The 20,528-nt window shown below is 34.2% G+C and carries 21 protein-coding genes and 1 tRNA gene; 7 read left to right on the top strand and 15 right to left on the bottom strand.

All coding sequences use genetic code 11. The features are described 5' to 3' along the window. Window positions 1–6: 6 nt before the first annotated feature. Together fabF and BB050_RS07190 are read right to left on the bottom strand one after the other, a co-directional pair. Window positions 7–1,260, bottom strand: a complete 1,254-nt coding sequence (gene fabF, locus BB050_RS07185) for a beta-ketoacyl-ACP synthase II (protein ID WP_008465997.1) — start codon at window positions 1,258–1,260, stop codon at window positions 7–9. Between the two features lie 239 nt (window positions 1,261–1,499). Beyond that, window positions 1,500–1,736 carry an acyl carrier protein gene (locus BB050_RS07190; RefSeq protein ID WP_007137004.1) on the bottom strand — a complete coding sequence of 79 codons (237 nt, stop codon included), beginning with the start codon at window positions 1,734–1,736 and terminating at the stop codon, window positions 1,500–1,502. 175 nt (window positions 1,737–1,911) lie between these two features. On the opposite strand from BB050_RS07190, the gene purN reads away from it, so the two are divergent. Continuing rightward, complete coding sequence (purN, locus tag BB050_RS07195; protein ID WP_008465995.1) at window positions 1,912–2,475, top strand: phosphoribosylglycinamide formyltransferase; 564 nt, start codon at window positions 1,912–1,914, stop codon at window positions 2,473–2,475. A 149-nt stretch (window positions 2,476–2,624) separates the two neighbouring features. Beyond that, window positions 2,625–3,104, top strand: coding sequence for a ribonuclease HI (gene rnhA, locus BB050_RS07200; RefSeq protein WP_008465993.1), 480 nt, complete (start codon window positions 2,625–2,627; stop codon window positions 3,102–3,104). Window positions 3,105–3,168: 64 nt separating this feature from the next. Here the strand turns inward: rnhA and BB050_RS07205 are convergent, their stop codons facing one another. Next, on the bottom strand, window positions 3,169–3,516 hold the full coding sequence (locus BB050_RS07205; RefSeq protein ID WP_008465992.1) for a DUF6249 domain-containing protein: 348 nt from the start codon (window positions 3,514–3,516) through the stop codon (window positions 3,169–3,171). Window positions 3,517–3,824: 308 nt separating this feature from the next. Here BB050_RS07205 and BB050_RS07210 point away from each other — a divergent pair, with 308 nt between their 5' ends. From BB050_RS07210 to BB050_RS07225, 4 genes are all read left to right on the top strand, one after another. Next, on the top strand, window positions 3,825–4,412 hold the full coding sequence (locus tag BB050_RS07210) for an RNA polymerase sigma factor (RefSeq protein WP_066033109.1): 588 nt from the start codon (window positions 3,825–3,827) through the stop codon (window positions 4,410–4,412). Beyond that, window positions 4,396–4,800, top strand: a complete 405-nt coding sequence (locus BB050_RS07215; RefSeq protein ID WP_066033110.1) for a hypothetical protein — start codon at window positions 4,396–4,398, stop codon at window positions 4,798–4,800. The genes BB050_RS07210 and BB050_RS07215 overlap by 17 nt, the downstream gene beginning before the upstream one ends. Window positions 4,801–5,006: 206 nt before the next feature. Continuing rightward, window positions 5,007–5,930 carry a PfkB family carbohydrate kinase gene (locus tag BB050_RS07220; RefSeq protein WP_008465988.1) on the top strand — a complete coding sequence of 308 codons (924 nt, stop codon included), beginning with the start codon at window positions 5,007–5,009 and terminating at the stop codon, window positions 5,928–5,930. An 80-nt stretch (window positions 5,931–6,010) separates the two neighbouring features. Further along, window positions 6,011–7,909: an amidophosphoribosyltransferase gene (locus BB050_RS07225; protein WP_066033111.1), complete on the top strand. Its 1,899-nt coding sequence runs from the start codon at window positions 6,011–6,013 to the stop codon at window positions 7,907–7,909. Between the two features lie 849 nt (window positions 7,910–8,758). Here the strand turns inward: BB050_RS07225 and BB050_RS07230 are convergent. The 4 genes from BB050_RS07230 to BB050_RS07245 form a co-directional block, all read right to left on the bottom strand. Then, entirely contained in the window at window positions 8,759–9,370 is a 612-nt protein-coding gene (locus tag BB050_RS07230) for a superoxide dismutase (RefSeq protein WP_008465979.1), read from the bottom strand. Between the two features lie 139 nt (window positions 9,371–9,509). Next, complete coding sequence (pth, locus tag BB050_RS07235; RefSeq protein WP_008465978.1) at window positions 9,510–10,139, bottom strand: aminoacyl-tRNA hydrolase; 630 nt, start codon at window positions 10,137–10,139, stop codon at window positions 9,510–9,512. Window positions 10,140–10,520: 381 nt separating this feature from the next. Beyond that, entirely contained in the window at window positions 10,521–11,132 is a 612-nt protein-coding gene (locus BB050_RS07240) for a 50S ribosomal protein L25/general stress protein Ctc (protein ID WP_008465977.1), read from the bottom strand. A 73-nt stretch (window positions 11,133–11,205) separates the two neighbouring features. Then, window positions 11,206–12,147 (bottom strand): ribose-phosphate pyrophosphokinase, encoded by a 942-nt coding sequence (locus BB050_RS07245; protein WP_008465976.1) that lies wholly within the window; start codon window positions 12,145–12,147, stop codon window positions 11,206–11,208. Window positions 12,148–12,435: 288 nt separating this feature from the next. Here BB050_RS07245 and BB050_RS07250 point away from each other — a divergent pair. Beyond that, a tRNA-Leu gene (locus tag BB050_RS07250) sits at window positions 12,436–12,515 on the top strand. A gap of 112 nt (window positions 12,516–12,627) precedes the next feature. On the opposite strand, the gene BB050_RS07255 is transcribed toward BB050_RS07250, so the two are convergent. The 8 genes from BB050_RS07255 to BB050_RS07290 form a co-directional block, all read right to left on the bottom strand. Further along, complete coding sequence (locus tag BB050_RS07255) at window positions 12,628–13,152, bottom strand: GNAT family N-acetyltransferase (RefSeq protein WP_083219816.1); 525 nt, start codon at window positions 13,150–13,152, stop codon at window positions 12,628–12,630. Continuing rightward, the gene (locus BB050_RS07260; protein ID WP_066033113.1) at window positions 13,136–13,429 is read right to left on the bottom strand and encodes a type II toxin-antitoxin system TacA family antitoxin; all 294 of its coding nucleotides are present in this window, start codon (window positions 13,427–13,429) and stop codon (window positions 13,136–13,138) included. Before BB050_RS07260 ends, BB050_RS07255 begins: the two co-directional genes overlap by 17 nt. A 513-nt stretch (window positions 13,430–13,942) precedes the next feature. After that, the gene (locus BB050_RS07265; protein ID WP_066033114.1) at window positions 13,943–14,407 is read right to left on the bottom strand and encodes an OsmC family protein; all 465 of its coding nucleotides are present in this window, start codon (window positions 14,405–14,407) and stop codon (window positions 13,943–13,945) included. Window positions 14,408–14,432: 25 nt separating this feature from the next. Beyond that, window positions 14,433–14,924, bottom strand: a complete 492-nt coding sequence (locus tag BB050_RS07270) for a DUF4468 domain-containing protein (protein ID WP_066033115.1) — start codon at window positions 14,922–14,924, stop codon at window positions 14,433–14,435. Between the two features lie 154 nt (window positions 14,925–15,078). Further along, complete coding sequence (locus tag BB050_RS07275) at window positions 15,079–16,263, bottom strand: aldose epimerase family protein (RefSeq protein ID WP_066033116.1); 1,185 nt, start codon at window positions 16,261–16,263, stop codon at window positions 15,079–15,081. Between the two features lie 108 nt (window positions 16,264–16,371). After that, entirely contained in the window at window positions 16,372–17,880 is a 1,509-nt protein-coding gene (araA, locus tag BB050_RS07280; RefSeq protein WP_066033117.1) for an L-arabinose isomerase, read from the bottom strand. 151 nt (window positions 17,881–18,031) lie between these two features. Beyond that, window positions 18,032–18,733, bottom strand: a complete 702-nt coding sequence (locus BB050_RS07285; protein ID WP_066033118.1) for an L-ribulose-5-phosphate 4-epimerase — start codon at window positions 18,731–18,733, stop codon at window positions 18,032–18,034. Next, window positions 18,717–20,408, bottom strand: a complete 1,692-nt coding sequence (locus tag BB050_RS07290; protein ID WP_066033119.1) for a ribulokinase — start codon at window positions 20,406–20,408, stop codon at window positions 18,717–18,719. Before BB050_RS07290 ends, BB050_RS07285 begins: the two co-directional genes overlap by 17 nt. Between the last annotated feature and the right edge of the window lie 120 nt (window positions 20,409–20,528).

The following is a 20,528-nucleotide window of genomic DNA, read 5'->3' on the forward strand; positions in this document are numbered from 1 at the left end:
AGAAAATTAATCAGCTAGTTTTTTAAACAATACGCAAGCATTGTGTCCACCAAAACCAAATGTATTACTCATAGCAACATTTACTTCTCTTTTTTGAGGTTTGTTTAGAGTAAGATTTAAAGATGGATCAATGTTTTCGTCAACAACTGTATGGTTAATCGTTGGAGGAACAATTCCGTGCTGCATTGCCAAGATAGAAGCAATAGCCTCAATAGCTCCAGCTGCACCCAATAAGTGTCCTGTCATAGATTTTGTAGAGTTAATATTGATGTTTTTAGCATGATCACCAAAAACAGCACTAATTGCTTTTAACTCAGCAACGTCTCCTAATGGCGTAGAAGTTCCGTGAGTATTGATATGATCCACTTGATCGGGAGTCATTCCAGCATCTCTCAATGTGTTTTCCATTACTGCGATAACTCCAATTCCTTCCGGATGTGGTGCAGTTAAGTGGTAAGCATCAGACGACATACCGCCACCGCCAATTTCGCAATAGATTTTTGCCCCTCTTGCTTTAGCATGTTCATACTCTTCAAGAACTAAAGCTCCTGCTCCTTCACCTAAAACGAAACCATCTCTGGTTGCATCAAAAGGCCTAGAAGCTGTTTCTGGGCTTTCGTTTCTTGTAGATAAAGCGTGCATTGAGCTAAATCCTCCCATACCTGCAATTGTAACAGCAGCTTCAGAACCACCAGAAACAATAACATCGCACATTCCTAAACGAATGTAATTGAAGGCATCGATTAATGCATTTGCAGAAGATGCACAAGCAGAAACCGTAGTATAATTTGGTCCCATATACCCGTTACGCATAGAAATATGTGCAGGAGCAATATCGGCAATCATTTTAGGAATAAAGAAAGGATTGAACTTTGGAGTTCCATCACCTTTTGCATAATACAATACTTCATCTTGGAAAGTCTCTAAACCTCCAATTCCTGCTCCCCAGATAACACCAACTCTTTGTTTGTTTACGTTATCATTTGTGATTCCAGCATCTTTAATAGCTTCATCACTGGCAGCAATTGCGTATTGTGCAAATTTATCTAATCTACGAGATTCCTTGCGATCCATGTAATCTTCAATATTGAAGTTTTTTACTTCGCAGGCAAATTTCGTTTTGTGTTTCTCGGTATCATAATATGTGATTGGAGCGGCTCCGCTAACTCCATTCACAAGTGCATTCCAATATTCTTGGATATTATTCCCAATAGGAGTAAGTGCACCTAATCCTGTTACAACAACTCGCCTTAATGCCATAAATATGTGTTTTGTACTTTAAACAAATAAAACCCACGCTTTCTTAACTTATAGTTATTTAAGAGCCATGGGAATTACAATATAAATATATCTTTTTGATTGAAAAATCAATCGAAATTTAAATTTAAAAAATAATAACACCCGATTTCTAGAAATTCCAATTCTTTAAAAAACAAATTCCAATTTTGGGATTTGGATATTCAAATTTTGAGATTTTTTAGAATTCGGGTGTGGTATTATTATTTTTTTGCTTCTTCGATATAAGAAATAGCTTGACCAACAGTAGCAATGTTTTCTGCTTGATCGTCTGGAATTTGAATATCAAATTCTTTTTCGAATTCCATAATAAGCTCAACAGTGTCTAGTGAGTCAGCTCCTAAATCATTAGTGAAGCTTGCTTCTGTTACAACTTCGTTTTCGTCAACACCTAATTTGTCTACGATAATCGCTTTTACTCTTGATGCAATGTCTGACATAATCTTTAATTTTAGAATTTAATTTGTTGGCAAAAATAAAAAACTTTATTTTAAAACAACTATTTAGTTTATAAATGTGACACTAATTTATAAAATTAATTTCAAGAAAGGTCTTTTAAAGCTATTTATTTTCGATTTTTATTCCGTTTTTTGCACTCTCAAAACACACAACTTTATGAAAAAAATTATCGTTTTTGCCTCAGGATCAGGAACTAACGCAGAGAACATTATAAAATATTTTTCGAACACTGAAATTGCAAAGGTCGTTTCGGTCTTTACAAATAATGCTTCGGCAAAAGTGATTGAAAGAGCAAAAAATCATCAAATTCCAGTCGAAATCTTCGAAAAAAACGAACTTTTAGAAAGAAAAGTGCTACAAAAAATACAAAAAATCGACCCGGATTTGATAGTTTTGGCTGGTTTTCTACTCAAATTCCCAGAAAACATAATTGAACAATATCCAAATAAAATAATCAATATCCATCCTGCACTTTTACCTAATTATGGGGGCAAAGGAATGTATGGAATGCACATCCATAGAGCAATTATAAATAATAAGGAAAAAGAAACTGGAATATCTATTCATTATGTTAACGAAAACTACGATGAAGGCGCAATCATCTTTCAGGCAAATGTGGCTTTGACAGATGAAGACACTCCAGAAACAGTTGCAGAAAAGATTCATGAGCTGGAACAAAAACATTTTCCAGAAATCATACATAGATTATTAGAAATTTAGACTATTAGACTTCTTAGACATAAGACTACTTAGATTTTAATCTAAAGCATTTTAAAAAATCTAAGCAGTCTAAAATCTAAAGATGTTTAATGTCTAAAAAAGAAAATCTAATAGTCTAAAAATCTAAAATCTAAGCAGTCTAAAATAAAATGAATCACGAAGTACATATATATACCGATGGCGCGGCAAAGGGAAATCCAGGAAATGGCGGTTATGGAGTCGTGATGGAACTGGTGGGCACTCCGCACAAAAAAGAATTCTACGAAGGTTTTCGTCTTACTACTAATAATAGGATGGAACTTTTGGCTGTAATTGTGGGGTTAGAAAAACTGAAAAAACCCAACATGAAAGTCCTTGTGGTTTCGGACTCTAAATATGTTGTCGATTCTGTTGAAAAGAAATGGGTGCTTGGCTGGGAGAAAAAAGGTTTTGCTGGAAGAAAAAATGCAGATCTTTGGAAACGCTTTTTAATCGTCTACCGCAAACATCAAGTCGATTTTAAATGGATTAAGGGACATAACAACCATCCGCAAAACGAACGCTGTGATCAACTGGCCGTAATGGCATCTATGCAACCCAAACTTTCAATCGATTCTTATTACGAAAACATCGATTCTAAGTTGCTATAAAAAAGATAACGTATCGAAAACCTAAATTCTCGATACGTTATACTCAAATTACTAATTTCAATTTTTACTCTTTATCTAGGTCTTTTGCAGTTTTAAATCCTGTCAAAAGTCCGATTCCTGACATTATAAAAATAATTGAAGGATAAACCGCACCATCATTAAGAGATGTATAAGTGGTGATTAATAACGCAAGAAAAATTCCAACACCGCTTCCTATTAATAAGAATGCTAGATTTACTACAAAGATTTTCCAAGCTGGAACTCCACTTCCCTTTCCTTGCAAAAAGATACTGGCATCTACCCCTTTTTCTATTAGAGCCAGACGCTCTCTGTTTCTTGTTGAATAAATTAAATAAACGATTCCGAAGATCATTAAGAAAAGACTGATTGGAATTAAAATTTTTTCGTCCATGATATTTTATGTTTTTAATTGATTGATATACCTCATATGACGAGGGTTTTTAAAATGAGGTTACAACTTTTGGTAAAAAATTTCAAATTTTAAATTCCAAATTCCAAAACTAACTGATTATCAATTAATTTTGATTCTGAGAAACTTTGTCAAAGTTTAAAACTTTGACAAAGCTTATACTATTATATAATAAGTATAATTTGAATTTTAACTCTGATAGTGATTAGATTGGAATTTGGGATTTGCTTTTGGAATTTATTTTCAAATTTCTTGTAACCTAAATTAACATTCTGTCGTCCTATATAATTATGAGCACATTAACTGATCAACATTATATCGATAAAATCCTGAAGGGCGAGACCAGTGCTTTTGCCGTTCTTGTGGATCGTTATAAAGATATGATCTTTACGCTGGCTCTAAAAATGATTAAAAATCGGGAAGAAGCAGAAGAAGTTGCACAAGATACTTTTATAAAAATTTATAGTTCGCTGACAAAATTTAAAGGAGAATCTAAGTTCTCAACTTGGATTTATAAAATTGCCTATAATACTTGTCTAGACCGTTTAAAGAAAAACAAAAAAGAAGATTTGAATATTTCTATTGATGATTTTTCGTCTCATTTAATCAAAACAATGGACAATGCTTTAAGCGCATTAGAAGAAAATGAACGAAAGCAGACCATTCAGAAATGTTTGAATTTAATGCCAAGTGATGAAAATTTCCTTTTAACCTTATTTTATTTTGACGATCAGAATTTAGAAGAAATTGGAAAGATTATGAATATATCGGCCAATAATGCAAAAGTGAAATTATTTAGGAGTCGACAGAAATTAGCCGTAATTTTGAGACAGCAGTTAGAACCAGAAATAATAGAATGTTATGAAAGAGAGCGATAAAAATATAGAACAACTTATTGAGAAAATGATGGCTGAAGAAAAACTGCAGTCACCATCAGTAGATTTCACTTCAAAAATAATGGCTGAAGTTCATATACTAGAAGAGAAAAAACTCAAAGCATACAAACCTTTAATTTCTAAACCAATCTGGATTTCGATTGGCTTAGCTGTGGCGGCATTAGTGATTTATGTTTCTCTGTTTTCTGTTTCGAATAATGATTTTAAAATTGACGTAATCGGGAAATTATATTCTGATAGAATCTCAACAGCGTTTTCTAGAATTCATTTTTCTAAAAACATCTTATATGCCATTTTGATTGTTCCAATTATGATCTTGGTTCAAGTCGGTATTTTGAAGAATTATTTTGATAAGAAATATAACCTGTAAAATATTCGCAATTATTTTCAAAAAACTTGCAGATTAATTCTGAAAAATCTATTTTAAGCTTCATTAAAAACAGTTTTTAACCAATTCATTTACAGTATTTTCACTCCAAAATCGATGTCATTTTTTTAAGAAAATTTTGAGAACCTAAACCGTTGCAAGATTGTAACTTATGAAGTATCTTTGCACCCTAATTCGAAATTCATAAAATGAATAAACTATTGATTGTTGGAACAGTTGCTTTCGACGCTATTGAAACTCCTTTCGGAAAAACAGATAAAATATTAGGTGGTGCTGCAACGTACATCGGATTATCAGCGTCATTTTTTAACTTGCAATCGGCCATTGTTTCTGTAGTTGGCGACGATTTCCCTCAAGAACATTTAGATCTTTTAACTTCAAAAAATATTGATATCTCTGGTATCGAAATTGTAAAAGGAGGAAAGACTTTTTTCTGGAGCGGTTTATACCACAACGATTTAAATTCTAGAGATACTCTTGTAACTGAGTTGAACGTTTTAGCTGATTTTCAGCCAAAAGTTCCTCAAAACTACAAAGATGCTGATGTTGTAATGTTAGGAAACTTACACCCATTAGTACAAAGCAGTGTTCTAGATCAAATGGAGAAAAAACCAAAATTAGTAGTTTTAGACACTATGAACTTTTGGATGGACTGCGCTCTTCCAGAATTATTAGACGTTATTAAACGTGTAGATGTTATTACAATCAATGACGAAGAAGCAAGACAACTTTCTGGAGAATATTCATTAGTAAAAGCTGCCGCTAAAATCCAAGACATGGGACCAAAATATGTGGTGATCAAAAAAGGAGAACACGGAGCACTTTTATTCCACAATAGAGAAGTTTTCTTTGCACCGGCTTTACCATTAGAAGATGTTTTTGATCCAACAGGAGCTGGAGACACTTTCGCAGGTGGTTTCTCTGGATTTATTGCACAAAGCGAAAACATTTCGTTTAACAACATGAAGAATGCAATTATTTACGGTTCAAATTTAGCTTCGTTCTGCGTTGAGAAGTTTGGAACTGAAAGAATGGAATCATTAAGCAAAGCCGAGGTAGCGATTCGATTACAGCAATTTAAGTCGTTAACTCAGTTTGACATAGAAATATAATGCCTAAGAGCCTCGATAAAACGGGGCTTTTTTATTACGAATACACACAACTTACAACAACACACAAATAACAAAAAACAATGAGCGACGCTTTAAAACACGAATGTGGGATAGCTTTAGTTAGACTACTTAAACCGCTTGAATATTATAAAGAAAAATACGGAACTGCTTTCTACGGAATCCAGAAGATGTATTTAATGATGGAAAAACAGCATAACCGTGGACAAGACGGAGCTGGTTTTGCAAGCATTAAATTTGATGTCGATCCAGGACAGCGCTACATTAGTAGAGTTCGTTCTAATCATGCACAACCTATACAAGATGTTTTTAAACAAATCAATGAAAGAATCAGCGAGGAGTTAAAAGTACATCCAGAATTGGGAGACAACATGAAAGAGCTAAAAGCAAATATTCCTTATGTTGGAGAATTGTTTTTAGGTCACGTTCGTTACGGAACTTTTGGAAAAAACAGCATCGAAAGCGTTCACCCATTCCTGCGTCAAAGCAACTGGATGCACCGTAACCTGATTTTGGCAGGAAACTTTAACATGACAAATGTTAAAGAACTTTTCGAAAACTTGGTTGAACTTGGCCAGCACCCAAAAGAAATGGCTGATACCGTTACGGTAATGGAAAAAATCGGTCACTTCTTAGACAAAGAAGTAATGCAGTTATACCAAGATTGTAAAGCTGAAGGCTACTCAAAAAGAGAAGCTTCTCCAGTAATTGCAGAACGTTTGGATATTGCTAAAATCTTAGCTCGTTCAGCTAAAAATTTAGACGGAGGTTATGCTATGGCTGGTTTACTAGGTCACGGTGACGCATTTGTTTTTAGAGATCCTGCAGGAATTCGTCCAGCTTATTATTATCAAGATGACGAAGTTGTAGTTGTCGCTTCTGAAAGACCAGTTATTCAAACTGTATTTAATGTTCCTTTTGAAAGTGTTCAGGAAATCAATCCAGGAAATGCATTGATTATCAAGAAAAATGGTAATGTTACCATGAACCAAATCTTGGAACCAACTACTTTAAAAGCTTGTTCTTTCGAAAGAATCTATTTTTCAAGAGGAAGTGATGCTGAAATTTATCAAGAACGTAAAAATTTAGGAAAATTTATTTTACCTGCTGTTCTTAAAGCAATTGATAGCGACACAGACAACACTGTTTTCTCATATATTCCAAATACAGCCGAAACATCATTCTATGGTTTAGTTGAAGCTGCTCAGGATTTCTTAAATCAGAGAAAAAATAATTACATTCTAGAAAATAGAAACACATTAACTGCGGAAACACTTCAGGAGCTTTTATCTGTAAAGATACGCACAGAGAAAGTGGCTATTAAAGATGCTAAACTTAGAACTTTCATCACAGAAGATAGCAGCCGTGACGATTTGGTGGCTCACGTCTACGATGTTACTTATGGCGTAATTAAACCAGAAGATAACTTAGTAATTATTGACGACAGTATTGTTCGTGGTACTACATTGAAAATGAGCATCATCAAAATGATGGATCGTTTAAAACCAAAGCGTATTGTAATTGTTTCATCTGCACCTCAAATTCGTTACCCTGATTGTTACGGAATCGATATGGCAAAACTAGAAGGTTTAGTTGCTTTTAGAGCAGCACTTGCTTTATTAAAAGAAAGAAACCTTTATCATATTGTAGACGAAGTTTATGCCAAATGTAAAGCTCAAGAAAATTTCGCAGATAAAGATGTTGTGAATTATGTTACAGCAATATATGATCAATTTACTGACGAAGAAATCTCAGATAAAATTGCAGAAATGCTAAGCTCACCAGAAATAAATGCAGAGGTAAAAATCATCTTCCAAACAGTAGAAGATTTACACAGAGCATGCCCTAAAAATTTAGGCGATTGGTACTTTACGGGAGATTACCCAACTCCTGGCGGAAACAGAGTTGTAAATCGTGCTTTCATGAATTTTTATGAAGGAAAAGACGCTCGAGCGTATTAATAAAATACTAATAAAAGGTTAAATAGTGCATTTCATCGGTTTTTTTTGCCGTTCATCCCATTTCTTTGGTGAAATTGAAAAGCTATGATACTTTTGAGATACCATAACATTAGTAGGTTAAGTTTATGGTAGATTTGGGGCAAAAAGGGTGGAAGCAATTCCACCTTTTTTATTGAAATAAACTCAACCTATTTATAAACAGCCGATTATATCTCTTCATCGGATTTACTTCCCTTTCATCTAAAAATTTTTACTCGAAAAAATAACTGTCATACATTTACTAGACCATAACGTTAGTAGGTTAGTTTATGGTAGATTTGGGGCAAAAAAGGTGGAGTAACTTCCGCCTTTTTTATTGTCAATTATTAACAAATTGACAATCAAAGTATTAATGTCTTTTTATCGAGTATAATTGCATTTCATCTAAATTTTTTTCTTTATAAAAATTCCCGCCATACCTTTACTGGACCATAACATTAGTAGGTTAGTTTATGGTAGATTTGGGGCAAAAAAGGCGGAACTTCCTTCCGCCTTTTTTATTGAAATATATCCCATAACTTTAACAAACAGCCATTATAAGCGTTTTATCGGATATTAATGCCTTTTATCTGAAATGTTTCCTTCAAAAAAATATCTCCCATACCTTTACAAAACCATAACATTAGTAGGTTAAGTTTATGGTAGATTTGGGGCAAAAAAGGCGGAACTTCTTTCCGCCTTTTTTATTTTCTCTTTTTTTGAGAATAAATAAAAGAAAATAGAGTAAAGATTATATACGAAATGTATAGATAAAAAAAGACGAGCACCTTTTGGCACTCGTCTTTTCTCTATATTCTTTACTCTATTCTCTTATTTTTCTAAAGCAAATCTTCTAGCAACTTCTGTCCAGTTAATTACATTGAAGAAAGCTTCGATATAATCTGGTCTTCTGTTTTGATAGTTTAAGTAGTAAGCGTGCTCCCAAACATCCATCCCTAAGATCGGAGTTCCACCGTGACCAGCAACTTCTGGCATTAATGGATTATCTTGATTTGGAGTACCTACAACTTCTAACTTTCCTCCTTTTTGAACTGTTAGCCAAGCCCATCCAGAACCGAATTGCGTAGCACCAGCTTTAGCAAATTTTGCTTTAAATTCTTCGAATGATCCGAAAGAAGACTCAATTGCAGCTAATAAATCACCTGTTGGCAATCCTCCTCCGTTTGGAGACATTACAGTCCAGAATAAATTGTGATTGTAAAAACCTCCACCATTGTTACGAACTGCTGCGTTAGATTTGTCTAAGTTGATTAAGATATTTTCGATAGTTTTTCCTTCTAAATCTGTTCCAGCAATAGCAGCGTTAAGATTTGTAGTATATGCGTTGTGGTGCTTTGTATGATGGATTTCCATTGTACGTGCATCAATATGTGGTTCTAATGCATCGTATGCATAAGGTAATTGTGGTAATTCAAAAGCCATGGTATTATGATTTTTATGGTTTATAATAATTTATTCCAAATTTAGACATTTAACTTTGGAATTGAAAATACTATTTCGTTATAATTAAATTAAATTCACTGATAATTTACATTTTTAGGATATAAACACCTGAAAATCTTTATTTTCCATTAAATGTAGTCATTGTATTTTCTAAACCAGCAGTTCCGAAAGTTTTTATAATTTCAGCAGAAGTTTCTAAACGCTCTGGCAATTTTGCTTCTTCTTCGGCATTCCATTCTCCTAAAACATAATCTACCTGCTGTCCTTTTTTAAATTGGTCGCTGATACCAAATCTATAGCGGGTATAGTTTTGCGTATTAAGAACTAAATTGATATTTTTAAGTCCGTTGTGGCCGCCATCGCTTCCTTTTGGTTTGATGCGGATTGTGCCAAATGAAAGGTTCAAATCATCTGTAATAACCAGAATGTTCTCTAACGGAATATTTTCCTTATCCATCCAGTATTTTACTGCTTTACCGCTAAGATTCATGTAAGTGTTTGGCTTTAAAAGAAAAAAGGTTCTTCCTTTAAATTTATATTCAGCCAATGCACCCAATTTTACGGTTTCGAATGAAAGCCCTTCTTTTTTAGCGAAAAAATCAAGCACTTTAAATCCGATATTGTGTCTGGTGTTTACGTATTCAGCTCCGATATTTCCTAATCCTACGATTAAATATTTCTTCATATTGTCTTCTTTGTTCTCTTCTTTTGATGTTGATGAAAACAGTTTTGTTATCCATTTTATCATAATTGCAAAAGTAAGATTAATTAGAGAATGCGGCAATTGGATAATTAGATAATTTGAAAATGCGGCAATTAATAATTTCTTACTGGCCGTGGCTTAACCGCAAAGTTCGCAAGGGCTTACGCAAAGGACACTAAGATTTCTTGTCCTTCTTGTCATCCAGAGCGAAGTCGAAGGACCACAAAAAGAAGGTCGACAACCTAAATTCCATACTTTGAGTTGGCTTCGGCTCCGCTCAGCCTGACATGTTCAATATTTGTCAAGCTGAGCGGAGTCGAAGCGTTACATAGCAAAAACCTTAGAATCTTAGCATCTTAGAAACTTAGAAGCCAAAAAAAAGCCCCAATCGAAAGATTGAGGCTTTTTGTATAGTTTGAAAAAAAATTATTTTTTCTTTCCTTTTGCAGGAGCTTTTGCAGCTTTTGCAGCCTCTTGAGCAGCTTTCATAGCAGCACGAGAGATTCTCACTTGACAAACTACAGTGTTGTCTGGGTGCATAATTTTGTACTCTGGTTTTCCAACTTTAGTAACGTATAATTTGTTACCCATTTCAAGTGGAGTGATGTCAGCTTCAACAAAATCAGGAAGATTTGCTGGTAAAGCTTTAACTTTTAATTTACGTTGGTTTAAACGTAAAACACCTCCCGCAAGAACACCTTTAGATGTACCAACGATTTTCACAGGAACTTCCATTGTGATTTCTTTATCATCAAATAATTGGAAGAAGTCGATGTGTAAAATTTTGTCAGTTACTGGGTGAACTTGGATATCTTGCAAAATTGCATTGAATGATTTTCCTTTTCCAAGTTCGATCACAACTGTGTGAGCGTTTGGAGTGTAAACCAAGTTTTTGAATGCAGTAACGTCTGCAGAGAAGTGTACTGCCTGGTTTCCTCCGTATAAAACGCAAGGTACCTGTCCAGCATTACGTAAGGCTTTAGTTGACACTTTGCCCACGCTTTCTCTTTCTGATCCTTTAATTGTAATCGATTTCATTGTAAAAAAATATAGTTATTAAATAAATATTCTAATTTTTAGTGTAGTGAGATTGCTTCGTTCCTCGCAATGACTACATTATAAATTTTCCACTGATGGAATTGTTATGGTGAACCATTTGCATTACCTCAGCAAATAGAGGTGCGCAGCTTACCACTTTTATTTTCTTTGATTCTCTCTTTAACGGAATTGAATCTGTTACGATTAATTCTGTTAGTTTTGAGTTTTCAATTTTCTCATACGCTCCGCCAGATAAAATAGCATGCGTACAAATTGCTCTTACACTTAGCGCTCCTTTTTCGATCATTAGGTCTGCCGCTTTCGCTAAAGTTCCTCCTGTATCGATCATGTCGTCTACTAAGATTACGTTACGTCCTTTTACTTCACCAATAAGCTCCATAGTATCGATAACGTTGGCTGCTTTTCTTTGTTTGTAACAGATTACTACATCTGATTCTAAAAACTTAGAGTAAGCATATGCTCTTTTTGAACCTCCCATATCTGGAGATGCAATGGTTAGATTTTCTAAATTTAAACTTTCTACGTATGGTAAAAAGATAGTAGAGGCAAATAAATGATCTACCGGTTTTTCAAAGAATCCTTGAATCTGATCTGCGTGCAAATCCATTGTCATGATTCTTGTTGCTCCTGCAGCTGTTAGTAGGTTTGCCACTAATTTAGCTCCAATCGGAACTCTTGGTTTGTCTTTTCTGTCTTGTCTTGCCCAACCAAAATAAGGCATAACAGCTGTAATATGTCTTGCTGATGCACGTTTTGCCGCATCAATCATTAACAACAATTCCATCAGATTATCTGCACTTGGAAAAGTTGAGCATACGATAAATACTCGTAAACCTCTAATTGATTCTTCGTAAGACGGCTGAAATTCTCCGTCACTATACGTTGACATCGTTACTTTTCCTAACGGAATCCCGTAATCTTTTGCAATTTTTTCTGCAAGATAAACACTTTGTGAACAAGCAAAAATTTTAGCTTCTGGTTCTAGGTGCGACATTGTAATTTGTTGTTTTATTCCGTTACTTTTCTACAATTCAACTTTATTATTTAAATAAAGCAGAAAGCGTATAAATGTCTCGGATGTAGTTAGTTGTGTGTGCTTCGTTTTAACGAGCTGCAAATTTATAAAATTTATTGAACACTGAAAGTAAAAATTTAAGTATTTTTAGTAGTTGGTTTAAAATTATTTTTTACATTTGCACCGTGTTAAAGGAATGGCGCCATTTATGACTTCATTCTATTGCGTTAAAATAATTGATTTATCATTTATTTTTTCGTCTGCTACGCCCGGATGGCGGAATTGGTAGACGCGCTGGTCTCAAACACCTGTGGGAAACCGTGCCGGTTCGACTCCGGCTCCGGGTACTTAAAAACCTCTTCTTAACGGAAGAGGTTTTTTCTTTTTTATCTATATTCTTAATTAAAAAAGACATCATTATGATGTCTTTTTTAATTACTTAAGCTAATATTTTTAAGCTTAGCTTTTTGATGACTTTTGAGAGAAAAGATCCTCTAGTGTGTCAATCGTAATAAACATTTTATTTACATCTGGCATCATTACAAAACCATACCTTTCATAAAATGTCACTGCTTTAGCATCAATAGGATCAACTATTACGCCTGCAATCCCTATTTGTTTTGAAGACTCAAAACATTTTTTTAGCGCACTGTATAACAATATCTCTCCAAAATCTTTTCCCTGCTCATTTAAGTCAACTGCCAACCTGCCTAATAAAACTGTTGGTATTGCGTAAGATTTTGGAATTTTTTTTGCCAACTCTTCCGGCCAATCATCCCATGGCACAGAATTATTAGATAATGTGTAATAACCTAATACTTTTTTTTCGTCTATATCTTTATCTGTAAGCACATAACATACAGAAAGATTTTTTCTTGCGTCTTGTCCTGACTGCTTATGCAAATAAGTATCTAGCAGTTCATTTCCACAATTAAATGTTTTTTTTTCATGATCCTTTTTTAGGATTTCAATCGTCAGTTTCATTAGCTTCAATAAATTTAAAATGGTTCATTTGAGCCCTCTTAAGATTATCATTAGCAAGTGGTGGATTTAAAATTGTATCTAAAAATATTTGTTTGTCCCTAAAGCTTTGCAAGACAATTTCATTTTCTTTAATGATCTTAGTTGCTTCCGCATTTGCGCAATAAACTACAAATTCAGTTAAATTTTTAAATCCTCGCAATACTGATGCATACTTAATCAACTCCTTTTGCTCTTTGCTAATACGAACATCTATACGATCGTTGATTGTGTGTGACATAATATAAATTTGTTAATGTGTTTTTAAATTTGATTTTTAAATTGGTTCTAATTTATTATCTGTTTCGTATTTTTTATTTTAATGTTTATAAAATTTAATTGTAAAGTAATTTAGTGTTTATTCATTCATTGGTTTTGCTTGTCGCATTTCTATTGTCTTTTGCCTTGTCTTTCCTCCTTTTTATACTAAAATCGTATTTCTATTATTACGCTATGCTTTGAGTTAATTAATGACATTTGTACTAGACTTTATAACCGTTCTTCATTTAAGAAGACAGATTTCGTATTAGCTTTTGCAAATGTACGTATTTTTTACGTACAACAAAAGCAATTTAGCATCTAAATTTATTATACTCCTATTAGAAATTATTATCAGCGACTTTTATCTAATTAAAAAGAGTAGAGTTTTAAAATTAAAACAATGGTACTGTTGAAAAAAACGGAAAAACGAAACTAATATAAAGACTATTTTTAAGCACTCTATTTTATTAAAACATTACCGTTATTAATAAATTTATTTCACAAAAGCCTCATGCAAAACAGGAAAATTGCAGGAATTAGCAATAAAACACAATTGATTTGCTTTCTGATGCAACTCTAAAGCCAATTCAATTTGATCTGAATTTGAAATTTTTACTTTTGGATGTAATCGAACTTCTGTAAAACGTCCGCTTCCGTCTGGATTTACTTCTAAAGTAGCTTCGGCATTGTCTGAATATTCTAAAACTTCTATTCCGTTTTGAGAACAGACGTATAAATAGGACATCATATGGCAGGAAACTAAACTGCTCAACAATAAATCTTCGGGATTGTATAATTCTGGATCACCTTTGAAGGCTTTTGCCGCTGAAACATCTAAAACTGGTTTTCCTTCAATTTTAATTTGATGGGTTTTGCTATAGAATCTTTTAGACGATTCTTCTTGATTTTGTCTGGAATTCCAGTTTAATTTTGCTTTGAATGTATGTTTGAAAGTCATTTTTCTCAATTAAACAATTTTACTTTTACCAATCATCTTTTTTATTGGAATTTTGTATATATTTTTTTAACTTTTCAATTGATTCTTTTATGTCCTTTTCTGTAGATTTAATTAAAGATTTTTTGAACGCTAAATTTTTACTTTCAAAACTTAACTCACCTGATCCTTTACTATAATATGAAAAATCAGTATAAGTATATCGTAACTTTCCATCTTTAAATTCTAAGATTAAAGTATGAAAAATTGAACCTTCTTTCATAAACATGTCAGATTTAAAATTGCCCTTATTAATGATTTTCAAACTTTCTTTATCTGCAAGCTGAATTACATCATTTGCCGATCTATAATTTAAAGTAATCCATTCTTTAGCCTTCGAAAATATTAAATCTGCTTTAAGATTTTCAAACTCTAAAATACCCTGTGTTTGATATAGTCCAGAAACTGAATCTTTCTCAATAGTTTGGGCGCTAGAATTAAATGAGTAGACTAAAATTATAATTAAAAAAAGATATTTCATCTTGCTGTATTTATTGATTTTAAAAATGTAAGAAAAAAATTATTTTTCAAAAATAAACATTAATGTCTTTACTTATAAAATTTTTATAAAAAAACCTCGAAAGCAAATACCTTCGAGGTTTTAAAAAATTACTAAATTAATTAAATTCTAAAATTTATTTTTGAACTGAAAACTTAAAGGTTGTTTTCGTTTTATAATTTTCTCCTGGGTTTAGAACCGTTGTTGGGAAGTTTTTTTGGTTTGGAGAATCTGGATAATGTTCTGTTTCTAAACATAATCCTGTTCTGTGTGCAAAAGTTCCTCCGTTGGGCATTGGCAATGTTCCATCAAGGAAATTTCCAGAGTAAAACTGAATTCCAGGTTCGTCTGTTGTCATTTCCATAACTCTTCCGCTTGCTGCGTGGTATACTTTTGCAATGATTGTTTTTCCTTTTTCAGGATTGTTCAATACCCAGCAATGGTCGTAACCTTTTCCTTTTTCTAACTGGTCATTTTTAGCATTGATATCTTTTCCAATTAATTTTGGCGTTCTGAAATCGAAAGGTGTACCAGCAACATCTTCTAATTTTCCTGTCGGAATTAAATCAGCATCAACTGGAACAATTTTATCTGCATTTAAAGTCAATTCATGATCTAAGATGGTTTTGGTGAAATCTCCAGATAAATTGAAATAAGAATGCTGTGTTAAGTTTACAACTGTTTTCTTATCAGTTGTTGCTTCGTATAAAACTTCCAACTGATTATCTTTTGTCAATGTGTAAGTCACAAAAACTTTCAAAGTTCCCGGATAACCTTCTTCCATATCTTTACTTACATAAGATAATTTTAAAGAAGCCGTTTCACCAGATTTAACCTCATCGGCTTTCCAAACTACATTGAAGAATCCTTGCGGGCCGCCGTGTAAAGCATTTGGAGCATTGTTGATAGCTAACTGATATTCTTTTCCGTCTAAAGTAAATTTTCCTTTAGCAATACGGTTTCCGAATCTTCCAATCAAAGCTCCAAAAAATGGATTTTCTTTTTCATATTGTGCCAAAGAATTAAATCCTAGTACAACATTTTCTGAAACGCCAGCTTTATTGGGCACTTTCAAATCGGTAATTCTTCCTCCAAAAGTGATGATGTCCACTTCCATCCCATTTTGGTTTTTCAGTTTATAGCTCTCCACTTTTTCGCCTTTGGCTGTTGTTCCGTATTCTGATTTTTCAATTGTAACTTCTCCTTTTTTATCTGAAGAAACTGTAGTGTTATCCATTTTTTTATCGCTTTTGCATTGAACTGTAACTATAGCAATACCTAGCATGCTTAGTATAAAAAGGGAACGTTTTAATACATTCATAAATGATAGTTTTTTAAGTTAGTAAAGTCTCAAAGTCGAAAGTCTTAAAGTCAATTCCTCAAAGTAACTAAATCTTTAAGACTTTATGACATTAGACTTTTGACTAATTTAAAGTCCGTGCTGAAACAAATGATAGTATGCTTCGTTGGCATTGATTTTATCTTTAAACTCTCTTATCGTAGTTTTTTCATCAATAACCAACAATTCGATTCCGGCAATATCGGCAAAATCTTCCATATATTCTGTTGTTAAAGACTGGCTGTAAACCGTGTGGTGCGCTCCACCAGCCAAAATCCAAGCTGTTGCCGCAACTTCAAGATTTGGTTTGCAATCCCAAAGAACGCGTGCAACTGGAAGTTTTGGTAATTCTGCCATTGGTTTTACTGCTTCAACTTCGTTTACAATTAAACGGAAACGAGTTCCCATATCAACCAAAGAAACATTGATGGCATCTCCTGCAGGTGAATTAAATACCAAACGAGCTGGATCTTCTTTTCCGCCAATTCCTAAAGGATGCACTTCGCAAGAAGGTTTCCCGTCAGCAATTGATGGACAGATTTCTAACATGTGAGATCCTAAAACATACGATTTTTGTGGTGTGAAGTGGTAAGTGTAATCTTCCATGAAAGAAGTCCCTCCTTCAAGACCAATATTCATTACTTTTAAAGCTCTAACCATTGCAGCTGTTTTCCAATCTCCTTCTCCACCAAAACCATAACCATCGGCCATTAATCTTTGTGTTGCAATTCCTGGCAATTGTTTCCAAGCACCAAGATTTTCGAATGTATCTGTAAAAGCTCCAAATCCTCCTTCTTCAAGGAAAGCTCTTAAACCTAATTCGATTTTTGCCGCTTCAACCAAAGAACTTCTTTGAGCGCCGCCTTCTTTTAAAGAATCTGTCAAGTTATAAGAAGATTCATAAACTGCTAATAAATCGTTTAATTGTTTGTCTGTTACTTTATCGATATGTTTCGTAACGTCTGAAGAATCGTATCCATTTACCGAAACGCCAAAACGAATTTGTGCCTCAACTTTATCACCTTCTGTTACGGCAACTTCACGCATATTGTCTCCAATGCGGGCAACTTTTAGATTTTGAAGTTCATCCCACCCTAAAGCAACTCTTGACCAAATGCCTAATTTTTTCTGAACTCTCTCGTCTTCCCAGTGCCCAACCACAACTTTACGTTTTTTACGTAAACGAGACATAATGAAACCGAATTCACGATCTCCGTGAGCCGATTGGTTCAAGTTCATGAAATCCATATCGATGCTTCCCCACGGAATTTCAGCATTGTATTGCGTGTGTAAATGGCATAATGGTTTTTTAAGGATATTTAATCCGCCAATCCACATTTTTGCCGGTGAGAAAGTGTGCATCCAAGCAATAATTCCGATACAGTTTTTAGCTGAGTTCGCTGCCAAACATACATCTAAAATCTGAGATGGAGATTTTACCACATCTTTGTAAACCACTTTTACAGGAATACTAGTCGAAGCATCTAACCCTTTTGCAATAATTTGCGAATGTTCTGCTACTTTTCTAAGCGTTTCTTCACCGTATAATTCTTGGCTGCCTACTACAAACCATACTTCTTTTTGAGATATATCAATCATTTTGTTTAATCGTTTATTTGTTTAACCGTCAAATCGTTTTTCTTTATCTAAAAATTCACGATTAACGAAAGTCTTTTCTCTATGTTCTTTATTCTATTTTCTTTATTCTATTTTCTTTAATCTAAAATCTGCACTCTAAAATCTAAAATCACTATTGTCCGTAATACGAATCTTTTCCGTGTTTACGGTTGTAATGTTTCTTTATTAATGAATCTTTTAATCTTGGTGCATTTGGGTTGATTTGCAAAGTCAGATAAGCCATTTCTGCCACGACCTCTAAAACCTTACTATTGTAAACTGCTTTTGCTGCGTTTTTTCCCCAGGCAAAGGGACCGTGATTTCCAATAAGGATCATTTCTACTTCTTCATAAGAAAGATTTTTTTCTTTGAAACAATCCAAAATCTGAATTCCGGTATTGTGCTCGTAATTTCCTTCAATTAAATGATCTGCCATCGGGGGCGCACACGGAATATCTGCCGTTAAATGATCGGCATGTGTGGTTCCGAAAATTGGAATATCTTGTTGTGCTTGTGCCCATGCAACCGAGTACGTTGCATGCGTGTGAGCCACTCCGCCAATATTTGGCCAATTCTTGTATAAATACGCGTGCGTTTTGGTATCTGACGACGGACGCAGATTTCCTTCTATAACATTATTGTCAAAATCGACAATTACGATATCTTCCGGTTTTAAATCTTCGTAAGGGACACCGCTTGGTTTTATAGCAAAAACACCATTTTTTCGGTCAACGGCACTTACGTTTCCAAAAGTGTATACCACCAAATTCAATGCATTTAGTTGCATGTTGGCTTCATAACACTCTTGTTTTAAATCTTTATAAAGAGAGCTCATGTTGCGATATTTTAAGGTTTGGATCTGCAAAAGCACTTAGTTTTTCGTACCCTAAAAGCAGTTTGTGATAGGCTTCAACTTTGTCTGTCTGAGGGAAATATTCTCCATCAAAATCACTTCCGATTTTTTGGCTTGCTTCGATTACGTTTGGATAAATTCCGGCTGCAACGGCTGCGTAAATTGCCGCACCTAAAGCTGGAGTTTGGTCTGAAGCCGCAATTTTAATTGGCTTGTTTAAAACATTTGCCAAAGTCTGCATAATGAAAGGCGATTTACGAGCAACACCGCCAATTCCGATAACGCTGTCGATTTTTACACCTTCTTCTTCAAAACGATCTACAATTTTCTTCGCTCCAAAACAAATTGCGTTTACTAAAGCTTTGAAAATATGTGGTGCTTTTGTTCCTAAAGAAAGGTTAGAGATAGCACTTTTTACTTCTTGGTTCGCATCTGGAGTTCTTCTTCCATTAATCCAGTCTAAAGCAATTGGAAGACTTTCTGAAACTGGGATTTTCTCTGCTTCTTTTGTTAATTCCACAATTAATTTATCGCTGAATTCTTCTCTTAATTGTTCTTTTTGCGCATCATTTAAAGTTGATGAAGAAGCTAATAAATGTTCTGTCGGCCACATTAATAATTCTTTGTACCAAGCTAATAAATCACCAAAAGCAGATTGTCCCGCTTCTAAACCGATAAATCCTGGAATAACAGAACCATCAACTTGTCCGCAGATTCCGCGAACGGTTTTTGTTCCCACTTCATCATAAGAACCCACTAGGATATCGCAAGTTGAAGTTCCCATAACACGAACTAAAGTATTTTCTTCAATTTTAGCTCCAACTGCACCTGAATGCGCGTCGAAAGTTCCAACAGCTACAACTGTTTCTGTAGAAAGTCCTAAACGGTCTGCCCATTCTTGGCTTAATTTTCCGGCAACTAAATCTGAAGTGTATGTTTCATCGTATAAATTGCCACGAAGCTGTGCCAAATACGGATGTAATTTTTCTAAGAATTCAACCGGTGGTAATCCGTTCCAGTCTGTGTGCCACATGGCTTTGTGACCCGCTGCGCAACGGCTTCTTTTGAAGGTTTTTAAATCTTTATCTTCAATTAGCAAGTACGTCATTAAATCGCAGTGTTCCATCCAAGTGTGCGCTGCATTTCGAACGGCTTCATCTTGTCTTGCAATGTGAAGGATTTTTGCCCAAAACCACTCAGACGAATAAATTCCCCCAACGTATTTTGTAACGTCTTCTCCGCCCCAGCTTACTGCCAATTCGTTGATTTCGTTTGCTTCGTTTATCGCAGTGTGATCTTTCCATAATACCATCATCGCGTTTGGATTTTCCTCAAAACCTTTTGTCAGGGCTAATGGTGTTCCGTCTTTTGTAACCGGAACAGGAGAAGATCCTGTTGTATCAATACAGATTCCACGAACCAATGACGGATCGACTTTACTTTCTTTGACAACATTCTGTATCGTAATTTCCAATCCTTCGATATGATCTAAAGGATGCTGGCGAAACTGATTTATAGAGGCGTCACAATATTGTTTGTTTTTCCATCTTTTGTAATGAGAAACATTCGATGCCAGCTCCTGTCCATTCTCAGTATCAATCAGCACCGCGCGAACAGAATCTGTTCCGTAGTCCAATCCTATTACATAATTTTTCATTCGTATTTTATTTTAAAATATTGACAAATATAGACATAAATATTTTATAAGTGTACAAAAAACACTTAATTGAAAATGCATAATTAATTTTTGCTATAAATGCATTAAAACAGCATTTTA

Source organism: Flavobacterium anhuiense (assembly GCF_001705175.1).
GTDB lineage: Bacteria > Bacteroidota > Bacteroidia > Flavobacteriales > Flavobacteriaceae > Flavobacterium > Flavobacterium anhuiense.